Here is a 16020-nt window from a genome sequence, read left to right as displayed (position 1 = left end):
ATTGGATGAACAAACAAATCCGCACCGGCTCGCTCGCACTGCCTGCCTCCGGTGACGAGCCAGACTTACGGTGCGACTTTCCGCACGGATGCGTGTCCCAGGAAAAAGAAACTAGATGGCCGCCAGCGCCGTCCGCAGGTCCTCCCGCAAGTCCTCAAAATCCTCAACTCCCACCGACAGGCGCACGAGCGCGTCGCCAATGCCCAGCGTCTTGCGCGTCTGCGCGGGAATCGTCGCGTGGGTCATGATGGCTGGATGCTCGATGAGGCTTTCCACGCCGCCCAGGCTTTCGGCGAGCGAGAAGATCTTCACCGTCTCCAGGAAGCGCCGCGCGCCGGCGAGGTCGGTCTTCAGGTCCAGCGAGATCATGCCGCCGAAGCCGCGCATCTGCTTTCTCGCCAGCGCATGCTGCGGATGCGACTCCAGCCCCGGGTAGTGCACGCGTTCCACCTTCGGCTGCTGCGACAGCCACTGCGCCAGCGCGAGGCCGTTGCTGCAATGACGTTCCATGCGCAAGGCCAGCGTCTTCACGCCGCGCAGGGCCATGAAGCTGTCGAAGGGACTCGCAATGGCACCCACCGCGTTCTGCAGGAAGCCCAGGCGCTCGCGGACCGCTTCATGCCGCGGCTCCTTGCCGACGATGGCGATGCCGCCGATGACATCCGAATGGCCGTTGAGGTACTTGGTGGTCGAGTGCACCACGATGTCGAAGCCCAGCTCCAGCGGACGCTGGATCCACGGGCTCGCGAAGGTGTTGTCCGCCGCGCAGAGGATGCCGCGCTCGCGGCAGATCTCGGCGATGGCCTGCAGGTCAGCCAAACGCAGCAGCGGATTCGTGGGCGTCTCCACCCACACGAGCCTGGTCTGCGGCGTGATGGCGGCGATCAGCTTCTTCGGATCGGTCAGGTCCACGAAGCTGAAGCGGTGCCCTGCGCTCTTCGTGCGCACGCGTTCGAAGAGGCGGAAGGTGCCGCCGTACACATCGTCGCCGGAGATGATGTGCGAGTTGGCATCCAGCAGTTCCAGCACCGTCGAGATGGCCGCCAGGCCCGATGCGAACGCGAAGGCCTGCGAGCCGCCTTCGAGGTCGGCCACGCAGCGCTCGAAGGCCCAGCGCGTGGGGTTGTGCGAACGGCCGTAGTCCAGCCCCTTGTGCACGCCCGGGCTCTGCTGCACGAAGGTGGACGTGGCATAGATGGGCGGCATGATCGCGCCGGTCGACGGGTCGGGCGACTGCCCCGCGTGGATCACGCGGGTGGCGAAGGACAGGTTCTTCTTGGAATCGTCGGTGCTCACGAGAGCGTTCTCCTCAAATGGTTCAACAGGTCGAATCGGGTGATGAGGCCGTGGAAGCCGGTGGCGTCCGCCACGATGGCCACCAGGCCCTTGTCGAGCACGGCTTCAAGTTCAGCCAGGCTCGCCTTGGGCGACAGGGTTTCGGGGGCATCGGTCATGGCCGTGCTCACGGTGGAACGAAAGCGCGCGGCGTCGGCATGCACGCTCATGAGCACGTCGGATTCATCGAGCACGCCCACGAGCTTCTTGCCGTCCAGCACCGGCACCTGCGACACGTCGGCTGCACGCATGCGGGCGAAGGCCGTGAGCAGGGTGTCTTCCGGACCCACGCTCACCACGCTGCCTTCTTCCACGCGGCGTGCGATCACGTCGCGCAGGTCGCCGTAGCGCTTGCGCGGCAGCAGGCCCTGGTCGAGCATCCACTGGTCGTTGTACATCTTCGAGAGATAGCGCGTGCCGGTGTCGACCACGAAGCTCACCACACGCTTGGGCGTCTTCTGCTCGCGGCAGTAGCGCAGCGCGGCGGCCAGCAGCGTGCCGGTGGACGAGCCACCCAGGATGCCCTCGGCGCGCAGCAGTTCGCGGGCGGTGCTGAAGCTTTCCTGGTCGGGAATCTCGTAGGCCGCGCACACGCTGGTGAGGTCGGCGATGTTGGGAATGAAGTCCTCGCCGATGCCTTCCACCGCCCACGACCCCGCATTGCCCACCTTGCCGCTGCGGGTGTACTCCGCGACGATGGATCCCTTCGGGTCGGCCAGCACGAAGCCCAGCTCGGGCTGCACCTTCTTGAAATAGCGGCTCAGGCCGGTGATGGTGCCCGCCGAGCCCACGCCGCAGACGATGGCATCCACGTCATGCCCCATCTGCTGCCAGATCTCGGGGCCGGTGCTGGTCTCATGCGCCAGCGGGTTGGCGGGGTTGTTGAACTGGTCGGCGAAGAAGGCGCCGGGGATGTCGCGGGCCAGGCGCGCCGCCAAGTCCTGGTAGTACTCGGGGTGGCCCTTGCCCACGTCGGAGCGGGTGATGTGCACTTCGGCGCCCAGGGCCTTGAGGTGCAGCACCTTCTCGGTGGACATCTTGTCGGGCACCACCAGCACGACGCGGTAGCCCTTGGCGCGCGCCACGAGCGCGAGGCCCAGGCCGGTGTTGCCGGCGGTGGCTTCGACCACCGTGCCGCCGGGCTTCAGGCGGCCGTCGCGCTCGGCGGCATCGACCATGGACAGGCCGATGCGGTCCTTGATGCTGCCGCCGGGGTTCTGGTTTTCGAGCTTGAGGAAGAGCGTGCAGACGCCGGTGTCGAGCCGGGTCACTTGCACGAGCGGCGTGTTGCCGATCTGGTCCAGCACCGCCGGACGCGTGGAGTTGGTGGTCATGCCATCACCTTGTGGGTTTGCAGGAATGATGGACGCCGTGCGGATTGCGCGTTGGCGCCCTGTGGAAAGACCATCCTACGCCCGGCAGCCCGGCTTGCCACCCGGGTTCCTAGGGATGTTGCGACTCTTGCTTCTGGAGCTTGGACAGCACCACCGATGCATAGGCGCGGTTGCCCTCGTCGGCGATCTGCGCGAGCAGGTCCTGCATCTGCTGCGATTCCAGCAGCGCCGCCTGCTTGTTGTGGTCAGCGAGCAAGGCGCGGGCCATGGCCTCGTGGGCGAAGAAGCGCTCGAAGGCATCGGCCGCATTGGCCTCGCACACCGCGAGGCACGACTGCGCATGCTCGGCCGCGCGAGCGCCGTGGCCCATGGCGGCGTGGCAGATGGACAGCATGTAGTCGGCACGTTCCACGTTGAGCCAGGTGCCCACTTCGGCCCAGGTGCTGCGTGCATGGGCGGCGGCGTCCAGCATGAGCTGGCCGGCCTGCGCACTGCGCGGGATGTCCAGCAGCAGGCTGGCGAGGTTGTTGTACGTGGCCGCCAGGGCCTTGGTGGCATCGGTGCGAACAGCCGCATCGGCATCGCGCGCCAGCGAGGCGGTGGCCTGCAACAGGCGGCGCGCCTTGGCCACTTCGTCGCGGGCCGCGAGGCCGCACACGGCGCTGCCATGGGCGCGGATGAGCGCCGGCAGGGGCAGCGTGGACGCATCCACCGGCTCGTCGCGCAGCAAGGCCATCGAGACGCGGGCCTTGTTCACCGTGGTCTGCGCATCGCCCTGCCGCGCCAGCAAGGCGGCGGCGCGTTCGATCACCAGCTGCATGGCCTGGGGGTCGCCACGGTGCACGATGTGCACATGTTCGGCCAGCTGCAGCAGGCCGTTCAGGTCGGCCGGGGAATCCTCCAGGAGCGCAAAGCCGTCGTTGAGCCGGGCGGTGACGCCGGGAAGATCATCGACATGATCGTTCCAGCCCTGGTCGATGAAACTGCTGATCGCCGTCATGACATTTCCTCCTTGGGCACACCTGTTGTTCTTGTGGTGGATCACATCGCCTGCCGCACCCGCTGCGGCAAACCCGCGAGCTGCGGATCATTCACCGGCTTGAGGTCGCCGTCCAGTGCGGTCTGCACCAGCCGCGCCAGGGTCTGCTCGTGCGGCGTCACCACGCCGTAGAACAGCACCTCGTCGCCGCGGGCGATGAGCAGGGTCGGAAAGTTTTCCACGTCCAGAGCGCCCAGCACCTCGTCATGGTCTTCGATGTCCACCCACTCGAAGCGGGTCTTTCCATCAAAGGCCACGCCTTGCCGCTCGAACATCGGCAGGTACTCGCGGCAGGTGCCGCACCACTGGGCGCACAGGCCGGCAACGAGGAGAGGGGGCGCGCTGGTCATGGCGCAAGTGTGCATCAGCCGACGAAAAAACACCCCGGTTCAGCCCTGCGGAACCGGGGTGCACAAACCGCCCTTGGGGGGCGAGGAGACAAGACGGGAGTGATGTTGCGCCTGGCGAGCGCGTGCGTGAACGAAGGAATTGTTCGAGGCTTGTCTGCTGGGCGCATAAGCCTCGCCGACCTCAGGTCTCGTCACGAATCCACTGCGCCGCGCGCTCGGCGATCATCAGCGTGGGTGAGTTGGTGTTGCCACTGGTGATGGTGGGCATGATGCTCGCGTCCACCACGCGAAGGCCCTGCACGCCGTGGACCTTCAGGCGCGCATCGACCACCGCCATCGGGTCGCTTGCCGGACCCATTTTCGCCGTGCCCACGGGATGGAAGATGGTGGTGCCGATGTCGCCGGCCAGCTTGGCCAGTTCCTCGTCGGTCTGGAACTGCACGCCGGGCTTCACTTCCTTGGGCTGGTACTTGCGCATCGCGTCCTGCGAGACGATGCGTCGCGTGACCCGCAGCGAATCGGCCGCCACGCGCCTATCGTCTTCGGTGCTGAGGTAGTTGGCGCGGATGCTGGGCGCGTCGTTCGGGTGCGGCGTGCGGATGCGCACCGTGCCCCGGCTCGTCGGATTGAGGTTGCACACGCTGGCGGTGAAGGCGTCGTAGCCGTGCAGCGGTTCGCCGAAGGCATCGAGCGACAGCGGCTGCACGTGGTACTGGATGTTGGCATGCACCCGGCCCGCATCGCTGCGCGTGAAGGCACCGAGCTGCGACGGCGCCATGCTCATCGGCCCGCTGCGCTTGATGACGTACTCCATGCCGATCAGCGCCTTGCCCCACCACGAATTCGCCATGGTGTTGAGCGTCTTCACGCCCTGCACGCTGTAGACGGAACGGATCTGCAGGTGGTCCTGCAGGTTCTCGCCGACGCCGGGCAGGTCGTGGATCACCTCGATGCCATGCTGGCGCAGCACCTCGCCCGGCCCGATGCCCGACAGCTGCAGCACCTGCGGCGTGCCGACTGCGCCGGTGCACAGGATGACCTCGCGCGCGGCCCTGGCGACCATCGGTCCGGCGCCACCGAGCGGCAGCACCTCCACCCCGGTCACGCGCAATCCGGCATCGGTGCGCTCGGTCAGCAGCTTCGAGATGTGCGCCCCCGTCCACACCTGCAGGTTGTCGCGGTCCAGCGCCGGGCGCAGGAAGCCACGCGACGCATTCCAGCGGGTGCCCATCTTCTGGTTGACCTGGAAGTAGCCCACGCCCTCGTTGTCGCCGCGGTTGAAGTCCTCGCTGTGCGGGATGCCGGCCTGCTGCGCGGCTTGCGCGAAGGCGTCCAGCACGTCCCAGTGCAATCTCTGCTTTTCCACGCGCCACTCGCCACCCTCGCGCCGGCCGGTCAGGTCATGGCCGGGCGAGGCATGGAATTCATCGGCGCCCTTGTAGAAGTCCTCGTGCTTCATGAAGGCCGGCAAACATTCGCGCCAGCTCCAGCCGGGGTTGCCGAGCGCGCCCCAGTGGTCGTAGTCGCGCGCCTGGCCGCGCATGTAGATCATGCCGTTGATGCTGGAGCAGCCACCCAGCACCTTGCCGCGCGGGTAGCGCAGGCGGCGGCCGTTCAGCCCCGGGTCTTCGTCGGTGTAGAACAGCCAGTCCGTGCGCGGGTTGCCGATGCAATAGAGGTAGCCGACGGGAATGTGGATCCAGTGGTAGTCGTCCTTCCCGCCGGCCTCGATCAGCAGCACCCGCTTGCCCGGGTCGGCGCTGAGCCGGTTGGCCATCAGGCAGCCGGCCGTGCCGGCGCCGCAGATGATGTAGTCGTAGGTCGGCTCGCTCATGCCGCCGATTGTGGCGCGGCAGGCGGCGCGCTGCCGGCTGGGGTTTGCAGCAGGCCGTACCAGTCGACGCGGCGGGTCAGCACCATCACGCCGGCGAGCACCGCGAACAGCAGCACCGAGCCGATGACCAGTGCCGTCTGCTCCATCTGCAAGAGGGCGTACAGCGCACCGTACAGCAGGCCGATGCCCGCACCGAAGGCGAGGCCCTGACGCCATCCGTCGAGCAGGTAGCGGCCGTAGAAACTCAGCAGCAGCACGCAGGCCGATGCAGCGACGGCATAGGACACGTCGAAGCTCAGGTGCTCCGACAGGCTCAGCAGGAGCAGGAAGAAGATGCTGATGGCCGATCCCACCAGCAGGTACTGGATGGGGTGGACACGAAGGCGGCGCATCACTTCGACCATGCCGACGGCGAGGAAGGTGAGGCCGATGAACAGCAACCCGTACTTGATGGCACGGTCGCTCAGGGAGTAGGGATTCACCGGGTCGATGAAGGCCACGCTGAAAGTCTCCGTGCAGCCTGCGGGCTGCTTCCCGTCGCGAGCGGCCACAGCGGCGGCGGCAGCCCTTGAATAGGGCGCGTCGTCATCCGCGCTGTCGTTGCCCGATGACGCGCACAGCGGGACACCGTGGAGGAAGTCGGCCACGGCCGTGGTTGCCAGGGACGACAGCCTCCAGCTGGCCTCGAAGCCGTTGTCGCGGACCTGGCGCGTGGCGGGCAGGAAACTGCCTCCGAAGGACGGGTGGGGCCAGTCGGAGCTCAGGCTCATCTGCGTGTCGTCCGCCACCGGGGCAACCGACAGTTGCGCGGTACCGGCGAGATCGAGCATGACATCGACGGTCAAGGGCGCATCGAGGTCGGCTGGCGCACGCGCCATGTCGGCATGGAAACCGCGCGGATAGCTCGGGTGCTGGGTGCCCGAGACCACGGACAAGGCGTCGCCGTTGACCTTCACCTGCGCCTGGCGGATGCCCCGCGCATCGCTCACGGCCACCAGCACCGTCGGGGCAGCGCAGTTCAGCTTCGAACCCGTGTGTTCGCGTTGGGGGCGCAATGCATTCAACGAACTCCATTGCCCCGTCAGCGAGGCGTGTGCGGCGTAGGTGTTGACCTTGAAGAGGCCCCGATAGCGCGGCTCCATCGCGGCACTGGCCTTCACCGACAACTGCCGGGGTGCGCTGATGAGCGTGAATTCACGCTTTTCAGGAACGGTCTTGCGGACCTTGCCCTCCTGGACCTCGGTGGTCCATTCTTCAGTGCAGGAGGTGATCAGCGCGGGGCCCAGCACCGCCTGGCGGCCCGCCAGGCTCTGCTCCACGCTGGCCACCGCCTCACGAAAGCGCCCCTGCCGTTCGGCGGCGAGGGTGTTGATCTGGCTGAGCGCAGTGCCCAGCAGCATCACGATCGCCACCACGGCGACCGCCTTGACGAGCAAGTGGTTGATCTTCATGGGTCTCTCCAGTCGGGAAGCTGCGCACTGTCGGCGCGGCCGGTGAAGAGGCCATGAAGTCCGTGTGAAGTCGGCCTTGCGGATCTAGGGCCTCGTCCTCTTGGCCGCCACGGCCTCGACCTCCACATGCCACACCGGGTCCATCAACCCGGACACGAACACCGCCGTCGACGCCGGGCGATGGGCGCCCAGGTGCTTGAGGCGCGCGGCCCGCACGGCGTCCGAGTCTTGCCCAGCGACGATGAAGGTGGTGAGCTTGATGATGTCCGTGGGCTGCAGGCCGTGCGCATCCAGCAGGGTGACGATGTTGGAGAAGACCTGGTCGGCCTGCTCGGCGATCGTCGGCGGCGTGGAGCCATCGGGCCGCACGCCGAGCTGGCCCGAGAGGTACAGCAACTGCGTGCCCTCCGGGACGGTCACGGTGTGGGTGTACAGGCCCAGGGGCGGGTGGACGGTGGCGGGGTTGTCGAAACGAAGTGACATTGAAGACACGGTGGCTGAGGGGAAAACGCGGCATCCTGCTCCAGTTCCACGCCGTCGCCAAGCCCCTGCGAATGACCCCGCTTCATTGCTAAGCTCCGCCCCTGACGCTCGTCCCCGCCAAGGAGTCCGGTCATCGCCACCCTCGCTGTCATGCAGCCCTACTTCATGCCCTATGCGGGCTACTTCCGGCTGCTGGCGGCCACGGACTTGTTCGTGGTGTACGACTGCGTGCAGTTTCCGCGGCGCGGCTGGGTGCATCGCAACAAGCTGCCTGATGCGCAAGGGCGGCCGCAGTGGCTGACCCTGCCGCTGGCCCCGGCCGATGTGGACACCGCCATCTGCGACCTGCAATTCCGCGACGGCGCGCGCGATGACTTCGAGCGCCAGATGCGACGCTTCCCTTCGCTGGCAACCGTCCCCACCGAACTGCGCGAGCGGCTGCTCGACTTCAGCGGCACACCGGTGGACTACCTCGAGCGCACCCTGGCGCACGCATGCGCATCGATGGGCATGCCCTTCAACACGGTGCGCTCCAGCACGCTGGGATTGCCCGGCGCACTGCGAGGCCAGGACCGCATCCTCGCCATCGCGAAGGCCTTCAAGGCCACCCGCTACCTCAACGCCTCCGGCGGCACGGCCCTCTACAACGCTGCCGATTTCTCGTCACAAGGGATAGAGTTGCAGTTCCTGCCCGAGTGGCAGGGCGATTTCTCGAGCGTCCTGGAGCGGCTCCTGCGCGAGCCGCCCGGGCGCATCGCCGACGACATTCGACGCCAGTGCACCCGGCCTTGAGCGGAAAGGTGGAGATGGAAGGCATCGTGATTTTCGGAGCGGGCAAGATCGCCGAGGTGGCGCACGGCTACTTCAGCCGCGACGATGCGCGGCCGGTGGTGGGCTTCACCTGCGACCGCGCGCATTGCCGCGGGTCTTCCTTCCTGGACCTGCCGCTGTGGCCCTTCGACGAGATCGAGCGGCACTTCCCGCCGGACCGCTTCGAGATGTTCGTGGGCATCGGCTACCACGACCTCAATGCGCTGCGTGCGGACCGCTGCGAGCAGGCACGGCAGCGCGGCTACCGGCTCGCGAGCTACATCTGCGCACAGGCCTGGTTGCCTCAAGGGCTGCAGCATGGCGACAACTGCCTCATCCTCGACCGCGTGACGGTGCAGCCCGGCGCTCGCCTGGGCCGCAACGTCGCCTTGTGGAGCGGCGTGACGGTCGGGCATCACAGCCACGTCGAGGACGACTGCTGGATCGCCGCGGGCGCCACGGTGGGCGGCAGCAGCGTGATCGGGCAGGGCAGCTTCGTCGGGCTGAATGCCACCGTGGGACATGAAGTGAGCATCGGGCGTCGATGCCTGCTGGGCGCACGCACCCTGGTGACCAAGCCCGTCCCCGATGAGCGCGTGGTGGCCGATGCCGATTCGGCCACGCTGCGGCTGGACAGCACGCGCTTCCTGCAGATTTCCAAGCTGCGCACCTGATGGCCACCCTCGTCTTTCCCGCCAGCACACCCGAAGCCTGGGACGAAATCGCCCAGGCGCGCCGGCGCGGCGAAGCGGTGGTCGCCGCGGCCTCGGTGGCCGTGCCGGAGGTGACGCGCCGCTTCGGCGAGCTGGTCTCGCTGCCTTTCATCCACGATGCGGACTTCACGCCACGCCTTGCCGCCTTGCTGAAGGAGCGCGGCATCGACCGCATCCTATGCCCGGTCGTGGTGGTGCATCGCTTCGTCGAGCGCTGGCTGAAGGAGCAGCAGGTGCAGGGCGTCGCGCTGGTGGGCGAATCGCCCATCGCGCGCCAGGTTCGGCTGGTGGGCGAGGCGATGGCGCAGGGCCAGGCGCTGATGCCCTTCATCGAGGCCTGCGCCGATGGCCACGACTGCGCGGACGCCATGGCCAGCGCGGCCCTGCTCAGGCACGGCATGGGCATCTACGGCGAGTCGGACATCGACAAGCTGGCCGCGATGATCGGCATCTTTGCCGACCTGCAGGCGCGTGGCGACGTGGTGGAAATCGGCGCGCTGATGGGCCGCACCGCGTTCACGCTGCTGGCCCTGTCGCGGCGCGCGGGCATCGGCCCCCTGCTGGTGGTGGACCCGTGGAGCGCCGAGCACGCGCTGCAGAAGGATTCGCCGCGGGCGCTGCAGGAAATCGACAGCGACTGGGGCGATCACTCGCGGCTGGTGCAGGGCTTCTTGCTGAACCTGCTGCCCTTCGGCGGCGGCGGCGACCTGAACTACCTGCGAGAACCTTCGCACCTGGGGCATGCGCGCTACAGCGATGCGGGCGAGGTCGTGTCCGACGAGTTCGGCACCACGCGCTATGCACGGCGCATCGCGGTGCTGCACATCGACGGCAACCATGACTTCGACGCCGTGGCGCGCGACTGTGCGCTGTGGCTGCCGCACCTGGCCCACGGCGGGTGGCTCATCCTCGACGACTACGTGTGGGCGCATGGCGACGGGCCGCAGCGCATGGGCGATCAGCTGCTGCGCGAGACCGGCCGCTGGACGCGCGCCTTCGTCGCGGGCAAGGCCTTGTTCCTCCACGCCGCATGAGCCAGGCATCGCCTCACAACCTGGGACTGGCCTATGCCGATGTGGCGAGGCTGCATGGTGCGCGTGTTGCCCTGCGACTGGCAGATGGCAGCACCGTCACGCACGCGCAGCTGGACGCGATGTCGAACCGGATCGCTCGGCATCTCCGGCTGCGGCATGGCGTGCGCCGCGGCGACGTGGTCGCCCTGATCCACGACAAGAGCGCGGCCGGCTACGCGGCGATGATGGCCTGCCTCAAGCTGGGCGCCATCTACGTGAACCTGGACGAGACGAATCCGCCGGAGCGCTTGCGGCGGATCCTTGACATGGCCCGGCCGGCGCTCATCCTGTGCGCGACGGCGCCGGCATCGCATGCCGGCATCCTGTCGGCGAACTCACAGGCACCGATGGTGGTGCTCGAAGGCGAGGGTGCGGCGGACTGGCCGGGCGAGAGCGACGCTGCGCCCGAAGACATGGACGCCGTGACCGGCACGGACCCGGCCTACCTGATGTACACCTCCGGCTCCACCGGCACGCCCAAGGGCGCCGTGATTGCGCACGGCGCGGTCCTGCGCTTCGTGCAGTGGATCGCGCAGCGTTTCGACATCACGCCGGATGACGTCTTCAGCGGCTTGAATCCCGCGTACTTCGACAACTCGGTGTTCGACTTCTACGGCGCGCTGTTCACCGGCGCTTCACTGGCCGCGGTGAACCGCACCACCGCCCGGGATGCACAGACCATGGTGCGGTGCCTGGAGCAGGCCGGCTGCACCGTGTGGTTCTCGGTGCCGTCGATGCTGATCTACGCGAACACGATGAAGGCGCTGCAGCCGCAGAGCCTGCCGACGCTGCGCTGCTTCGTGTTCGGCGGCGAAGGGTTTCCAAAAGGCGAGTTGGCCAAGCTGTTCGCCCGGTATGGGCAGCGGGTGGGCTTCGTGAATGTGTACGGGCCCACGGAGTGCACCTGCATCTGTTCGGCGCACAGCGTGACCGCAGCCGACCTGCAGGACATGGACAAGCTGGCGCCGCTGGGCCGCTTGAACCCGGACTTCTTCGGGCTGGTGTTCGATGAGGACTCGGTGCCCGTGGCCATGGGCGAGGTGGGGGAGCTGTGGCTGGGCGGACCGCAGGTCGGACTGGGCTACTACAACGACCCGGAGCGCACGGCCGCGGCCTTCGTGCGCAACCCGCTGCAGCCGCACGATGCGCAGCGCCTGTACCGCACCGGCGACCTGGTGCGCCTGAACGACCGCGGCATGTACGAGTTCGTCGGGCGGCGCGACAACCAGATCAAGCACATGGGCTACCGCATCGAGCTGGAAGAAATCGAAGCGGCCTTGTGCGCCTTGCCGCATGTGTCGCAGGCTGGCGTGATCTACCGGCGCCTGAGGGCGGAGTTCGGGCAGATCGAGGCGTTCGTTGCCGGCGATGCCACCGTGGACGAAGCCCGCGTTCGGGAAGAGCTGCGCGGCACGCTGCCCGACTACATGATTCCGCGGCGGGTGGTTCGTCTGCAGGAACTACCGAAGAATCGCAACGGCAAGGTGGATCGAAAAGCGCTGGCAGAGTTGCCGTGAGCGGCGGCTACCCGCGTCACCGCGCGGTCTGCGTCAACCGGTAGATCAGCAGGGCCGCACGGATGGTCCCGCGCTCGATGGATGCGACCTCCAGGTCTTCGTCGTCGGTGTGTGCGCCGCGTCCCTGCGCGCCCAGGCCATCGATGCCGACCGTGTGGGGCGCCACGAACTGCACGTCGCCCGCGCCGCGCAGCGATGGGTCGTTGGTGTCGATGCGGCCGAGGCCTGCGTCCTGGCTGGCCTTGGAATAGAGCTCGAGCAGCTTGCGGCCCGCGTCGGTAGGCGGCATCGGCGGGTAGGTCTCGCTGAAGGTGATGGTCGCCGACGTGCCCGGCAGGTTGCCTGTAGAGACGATCGCCTGCATCTTCTGGCGCGCACGTTCGCCTTGCTCCGGTGAGAGGTAGCGCAGGTCACCGCGGACTTCCGCGTCGCGGGCGATCACGTTGGTCTTGCCGAAGGCGGTGGCCGTCGCGGTGTCGTCGGCGTACGAGACGTCGGTGCCCCCGGCGATGAGGCCAGGATTGAAGGTGAGGCTGGGCTCGATCACCTGCTCCCGGAAGGCATTGAGGATGCGCGCCGCTTCGTAGATGGCGCCGTAGCCCGACTGCGCGGAAAACACCCCCATGGAATGCGCCGGCTTGCCCTTCACACGCAGCACCCACCCGCCGGAAGAGCGGCGCGCAATGGCCGCGGTGTCCACGCCCTCATGCTTGCTGTTGCCCTCGAAGGACAGTGCGTAGTCGGCACGCTTGGCCATGGCCACCATGTCGCCGCGCGCCACCTGCAGCGGATGGCCAGTGCGTTCCTCGTCGCCGGTGAACATGATCTCGACATGGGCCGGGTCCAGGGCACCCACGCTCCTGAGCGCGCGCAGCGCCTCGATCATGATGACGTCGCCGCCCTTCATGTCGTTCACGCCCTGGCCTCGCACGCGATCGCCCTGGCGCTCCCACAGCGGCACGGCGCTGCCCTTCTCGAACACCGTGTCCAGGTGGCCGAGCAGCAGCACGTGCTTGCCCTGGCCGCTCTCGTGCGTCGCCACCAGGTGCCCTGCGCGTTTCATGGCGGGCGGCATGTCGATCCAGCGGGTCTCGAAGCCCAGCGCATCCAGCTCGGCCCGGTAGATCTCGCCGACGGCGCGCACACCTTCGGGATTGAGCGTGCCGCTGTTCAGTCGAACAGATTTTTCCAGCAACTCCAGCGCCGCAGGCGTGCGCTGCTTGACGGCGGCGACGATGCGTTGTTCGGTGTCCGACAGCTGCGCGTGAGCAACGCCGTTCAGCAGGAAAAAGGCGGCGGTGGCGGCGACGGTTCTTTTCAGCATGGGATGAGGGTTCCAGGCAAGGTCTGGGTGGTCGATGCAGGTTCAATCGCGCTCGCGCTCTCGATGCACCCTACGCGCAAGCCATAAGTCTCGGTGTTGCCCACCCCATGGGTATACAAGGGCGATCCGCAATTCGCGCAGAACACCTGCGCGCGCTTCGCACCACTGTCGGCGGTCTCGACCTCGGCTTCATAGCGGACGTTGCCGCAATGGCAGGAGCCCTGGACCTTCATGGGGGATGTCCTCCGGTGTCAACTTCACAGCCTGCACGAGACACGAGAGTCCGCATCATGCTTCAATCCGCGGCATGCACACCACCACGCTTGTCGCCTTCATCGTGGTCGCGTTCATCGCGATTGCCACCCCGGGACCCACCGTCTTGCTCGCGCTGGCCAATGGGTCGCGATTCGGCCTGCGGCGCTCGGTGCCCGGCATGCTGGGCGCGGTAGCCTCCGACTTCGTGCTCGTGGGCGCCGTCGCGCTGGGCCTGGGTGCCTTGCTCGCGGCCTCGGAGTTCTGGTTCTCGGTGCTGAAATGGGTCGGTGCCGCCTACCTCGCCTGGCTCGGCCTGCGCCTGCTGCGATCCAAGGGCGGGCTGGACGTGGCCGCGGCATCCGACGCCAGTGCCGACACCTCGCCGCGCGCCGTGTTCGCCAAGTCATTTCTCGTGGCCGTGACCAACCCCAAGGGCTACCTGTTCTGCTCGGCCCTGCTGCCGCAGTTCATCGACGCCGGCGCCGCGCAATGGCCGCAGTACGCCACGATCAGCGTGGTGTTCGCCGGGCTGGATTTCATCGTGATGTTCATCTACGCCGCCGTGGGCGCACATGCCATGCGGCTGCTGCACCGGCGTGCCGTGCTGTGGATGGACCGGTGCTGCGGGGCGGCCCTGCTGGCGCTGTCGGGCACCTTGGCGCTGTATCGGCGGAGTTCGACGTAGCGTCATTGAGCAGGCTCACAAGCTTGGCAAATTTTGGCAAAATATGCCAACCCAGTTGTTCGGTTGTCTCATGAGCACGATGAACATTTCCTTGCCTGACTCATTGCGTGAATTCGTCGATCAGCAAGTTGCCGCCGCCGGCTACGGCACCTCCAGCGAATACGTTCGCGACTTGATCCGTCGGGATCAGGAGCGGCTCCGGCTGCGCGCCTTGCTTCTGGAGGGAGCCGCTTCTGCCCCTGCCGGTGAAGCAGATGACAAGTACTTTGCCGGACTTCGAAATCGCATCAAGAAGTCGGAGGCGAAGCCTCGTAAGAAATGACCAGTCGCCTGAAACCCCTGGTTCGCCTGCAACGGGCGGAGGAGGACGTGGTAGCGGCGCTGGAATATCTGCTTGAGGAGGCTCCTCACTCTGCCAGCAACTTTGTGGATTCCCTGGAGCAGGCGTATCGCCACATCCAACGCGCGCCTGCGACTGGCTCCCCACGATTTGCACATGAACTCAATGTCCCGGGATTGCGCTCATGGCAATGCCGCAAGTTCCCCTACGTCGTGTTCTACATGGAGCATCCGCAGCGCATCGATATCTGGCGTGTCCTGCACTCGAGTCGTGACATCCCGGCTCACTTGCTGGACGTCGACGCCAAGACCTCCCATTGAAAGCCCTCACCTGCATGCATCGACGAAGTCTTCTGCGTGGCAGCGCTGCACTGTGCGTCACGGCCAGCCTTCCCGCATTCGGCCTTGAGTTTGCCGCGCCCACGGCCCTGGCCCCGATCCGCGCCCAGCCCGACCGCATCATCGACATCGCCGTCGCCACGCGGCCGTTCCGCCCGCAAGGTCCGCGCATCGAGGCCGAGCGGCTGCACGGCAAGGCCATCGTCCACAACTACGGTCATGGCGGCAGCGGGTGGTCGCTGTCCTGGGGTTCGGCCAAGGCGGCGCTGCCGCTGGTGCTGGCCACGCGCGAGAAGCACGTCGCCGTCATCGGATGCGGAGCGATCGGGCTGACCACGGCGCGGGTGCTGCAACGGGCCGGCTTGAAGGTTCGCATCTACTGCAAGGACCGGCCGCCTGAAGTCCGCTCATCGGCGGCCACGGGGGTGTGGACGCCGGAGTCGCGGCTGTGCACGGTGGAACACGCCACGCCGCAGTTCCTCCAGCGCTGGGAAGCGATGGCGAGGGCTTCGTTCAAGGTCTACCAGAGCCTGCTGGGGCTGCCGGGCGAGCCGGTGGAGTGGTACGACGGCTATGTGCTGTCGGACGTGCCCTTCGACCAACCCGTGCCGTTCGCAGCCAGCGAGGGTGAGCCCGAATACCCGGAGATCGAATCCATCGTTCGGGACTTGCGTCCGCGCAGCGTGACGCTGGAGCCTTCGCAGCACCCGTTCCACGTGCCGCATGTACGCCGCTTCACCCAGCTCGCCTTCAACCTGCCCGCCTATTCGCGCCTGCTGATGGAAGATTTCCTTCGCGAAGGCGGCGACATCGTGGGCCGTGAGTTCGAGCACTCGCGGCAGCTGGCCGGGCTGCGCGAGCGAACCATCGTCAATGCCACCGGCTACGGCGCCCGTGCCTTGTTCAACGACAAATCATTGGTTGCCGTCCGCGGCCAGACCGCACGGTTGATTCCGCAGCCGGAAGCGCACTACGGCCTGGTCTACCGCGGCCACAACCTCGTGGTAGTGCCTCGGCGAGATGGCATCCTGGTGCAGGCGCAAGGCGAACACGACTTCGGCAACGAGGACGTCACGCCCGATCGCGCCCTGACCGACGAAGCCGTCAAGCGCCTGGCTGCCCTGTTCGCCTGAACCACC

17 protein-coding genes are annotated in these 16020 nt (G+C 67.2%); 8 read left to right on the top strand and 9 right to left on the bottom strand.

Going from position 1 to position 16020, the window contains the following annotated elements:
- Nucleotides 1-111: 111 nt before the first annotated feature.
- From DZC73_RS13980 to DZC73_RS29705, 7 genes are all read right to left on the bottom strand, one after another.
- Nucleotides 112-1296 carry a trans-sulfuration enzyme family protein gene (locus DZC73_RS13980; protein WP_124540922.1) on the bottom strand — a complete coding sequence of 395 codons (1185 nt, stop codon included), beginning with the start codon at nucleotides 1294-1296 and terminating at the stop codon, nucleotides 112-114.
- Entirely contained in the window at nucleotides 1293-2669 is a 1377-nt protein-coding gene (locus DZC73_RS13975) for a pyridoxal-phosphate dependent enzyme (RefSeq protein ID WP_124540921.1), read from the bottom strand. Before DZC73_RS13975 ends, DZC73_RS13980 begins: the two co-directional genes overlap by 4 nt.
- Before the next feature lie 109 nt (nucleotides 2670-2778).
- On the bottom strand, nucleotides 2779-3669 hold the full coding sequence (locus DZC73_RS13970; protein WP_124540920.1) for a hypothetical protein: 891 nt from the start codon (nucleotides 3667-3669) through the stop codon (nucleotides 2779-2781).
- A 41-nt stretch (nucleotides 3670-3710) separates the two neighbouring features.
- Nucleotides 3711-4058: a thioredoxin family protein gene (locus DZC73_RS13965; protein ID WP_235835122.1), complete on the bottom strand. Its 348-nt coding sequence runs from the start codon at nucleotides 4056-4058 to the stop codon at nucleotides 3711-3713.
- Between the two features lie 181 nt (nucleotides 4059-4239).
- Complete coding sequence (locus DZC73_RS13960) at nucleotides 4240-5892, bottom strand: GMC family oxidoreductase (RefSeq protein WP_124540918.1); 1653 nt, start codon at nucleotides 5890-5892, stop codon at nucleotides 4240-4242.
- Entirely contained in the window at nucleotides 5889-7343 is a 1455-nt protein-coding gene (creD, locus tag DZC73_RS13955; protein ID WP_124540917.1) for a cell envelope integrity protein CreD, read from the bottom strand. Before creD ends, DZC73_RS13960 begins: the two co-directional genes overlap by 4 nt.
- Before the next feature lie 84 nt (nucleotides 7344-7427).
- Entirely contained in the window at nucleotides 7428-7826 is a 399-nt protein-coding gene (locus tag DZC73_RS29705) for a RidA family protein (protein ID WP_161974581.1), read from the bottom strand.
- A gap of 150 nt (nucleotides 7827-7976) precedes the next feature.
- On the opposite strand from DZC73_RS29705, the gene DZC73_RS13945 reads away from it, so the two are divergent.
- From DZC73_RS13945 to DZC73_RS13930, 4 genes are read left to right on the top strand one after another with little or no spacing between them, the layout of a single operon-like run.
- Entirely contained in the window at nucleotides 7977-8618 is a 642-nt protein-coding gene (locus DZC73_RS13945) for a WbqC family protein (protein WP_124540915.1), read from the top strand.
- A 26-nt stretch (nucleotides 8619-8644) separates the two neighbouring features.
- Nucleotides 8645-9310, top strand: a complete 666-nt coding sequence (locus tag DZC73_RS13940; RefSeq protein ID WP_198414853.1) for an acetyltransferase — start codon at nucleotides 8645-8647, stop codon at nucleotides 9308-9310.
- Nucleotides 9310-10383, top strand: coding sequence for a class I SAM-dependent methyltransferase (locus DZC73_RS13935; RefSeq protein WP_124540914.1), 1074 nt, complete (start codon nucleotides 9310-9312; stop codon nucleotides 10381-10383). Before DZC73_RS13940 ends, DZC73_RS13935 begins: the two co-directional genes overlap by 1 nt.
- Entirely contained in the window at nucleotides 10380-11939 is a 1560-nt protein-coding gene (locus tag DZC73_RS13930; protein WP_124540913.1) for an amino acid adenylation domain-containing protein, read from the top strand. Before DZC73_RS13935 ends, DZC73_RS13930 begins: the two co-directional genes overlap by 4 nt.
- A gap of 16 nt (nucleotides 11940-11955) precedes the next feature.
- Here DZC73_RS13930 and DZC73_RS13925 read toward each other — a convergent pair whose 3' ends face one another.
- Both DZC73_RS13925 and DZC73_RS13920 read right to left on the bottom strand, forming a co-directional pair.
- Nucleotides 11956-13263 carry a M20/M25/M40 family metallo-hydrolase gene (locus DZC73_RS13925; protein WP_124540912.1) on the bottom strand — a complete coding sequence of 436 codons (1308 nt, stop codon included), beginning with the start codon at nucleotides 13261-13263 and terminating at the stop codon, nucleotides 11956-11958.
- Nucleotides 13257-13496, bottom strand: coding sequence for a GFA family protein (locus tag DZC73_RS13920; protein WP_124540911.1), 240 nt, complete (start codon nucleotides 13494-13496; stop codon nucleotides 13257-13259). Before DZC73_RS13920 ends, DZC73_RS13925 begins: the two co-directional genes overlap by 7 nt.
- Before the next feature lie 74 nt (nucleotides 13497-13570).
- Here DZC73_RS13920 and DZC73_RS13915 point away from each other — a divergent pair, with 74 nt between their 5' ends.
- The 4 genes from DZC73_RS13915 to DZC73_RS13900 all read left to right on the top strand — a co-directional run bounded on the left by DZC73_RS13915 (nucleotide 13571) and on the right by DZC73_RS13900 (nucleotide 16014).
- A complete protein-coding gene (locus DZC73_RS13915; protein WP_124540910.1) occupies nucleotides 13571-14203 on the top strand; it encodes a LysE family translocator in 633 nt (210 codons plus the stop codon).
- Nucleotides 14204-14273: 70 nt separating this feature from the next.
- Nucleotides 14274-14525 (top strand): type II toxin-antitoxin system ParD family antitoxin, encoded by a 252-nt coding sequence (locus DZC73_RS13910; RefSeq protein WP_124540909.1) that lies wholly within the window; start codon nucleotides 14274-14276, stop codon nucleotides 14523-14525.
- Nucleotides 14522-14863, top strand: coding sequence for a type II toxin-antitoxin system RelE/ParE family toxin (locus tag DZC73_RS13905; protein ID WP_124540908.1), 342 nt, complete (start codon nucleotides 14522-14524; stop codon nucleotides 14861-14863). Before DZC73_RS13910 ends, DZC73_RS13905 begins: the two co-directional genes overlap by 4 nt.
- A 14-nt stretch (nucleotides 14864-14877) precedes the next feature.
- Nucleotides 14878-16014 carry an FAD-dependent oxidoreductase gene (locus DZC73_RS13900; RefSeq protein WP_124540907.1) on the top strand — a complete coding sequence of 379 codons (1137 nt, stop codon included), beginning with the start codon at nucleotides 14878-14880 and terminating at the stop codon, nucleotides 16012-16014.
- Nucleotides 16015-16020: the final 6 nt, after the last annotated feature.

Source organism: Rhizobacter terrae, assembly GCF_003852895.1.
GTDB classification, from domain to species: domain Bacteria; phylum Pseudomonadota; class Gammaproteobacteria; order Burkholderiales; family Burkholderiaceae_C; genus Albitalea; species Albitalea terrae.
Note: the sequence above shows the minus strand (reverse complement) of the source record. Positions and strands in the feature narration are given on the sequence as shown.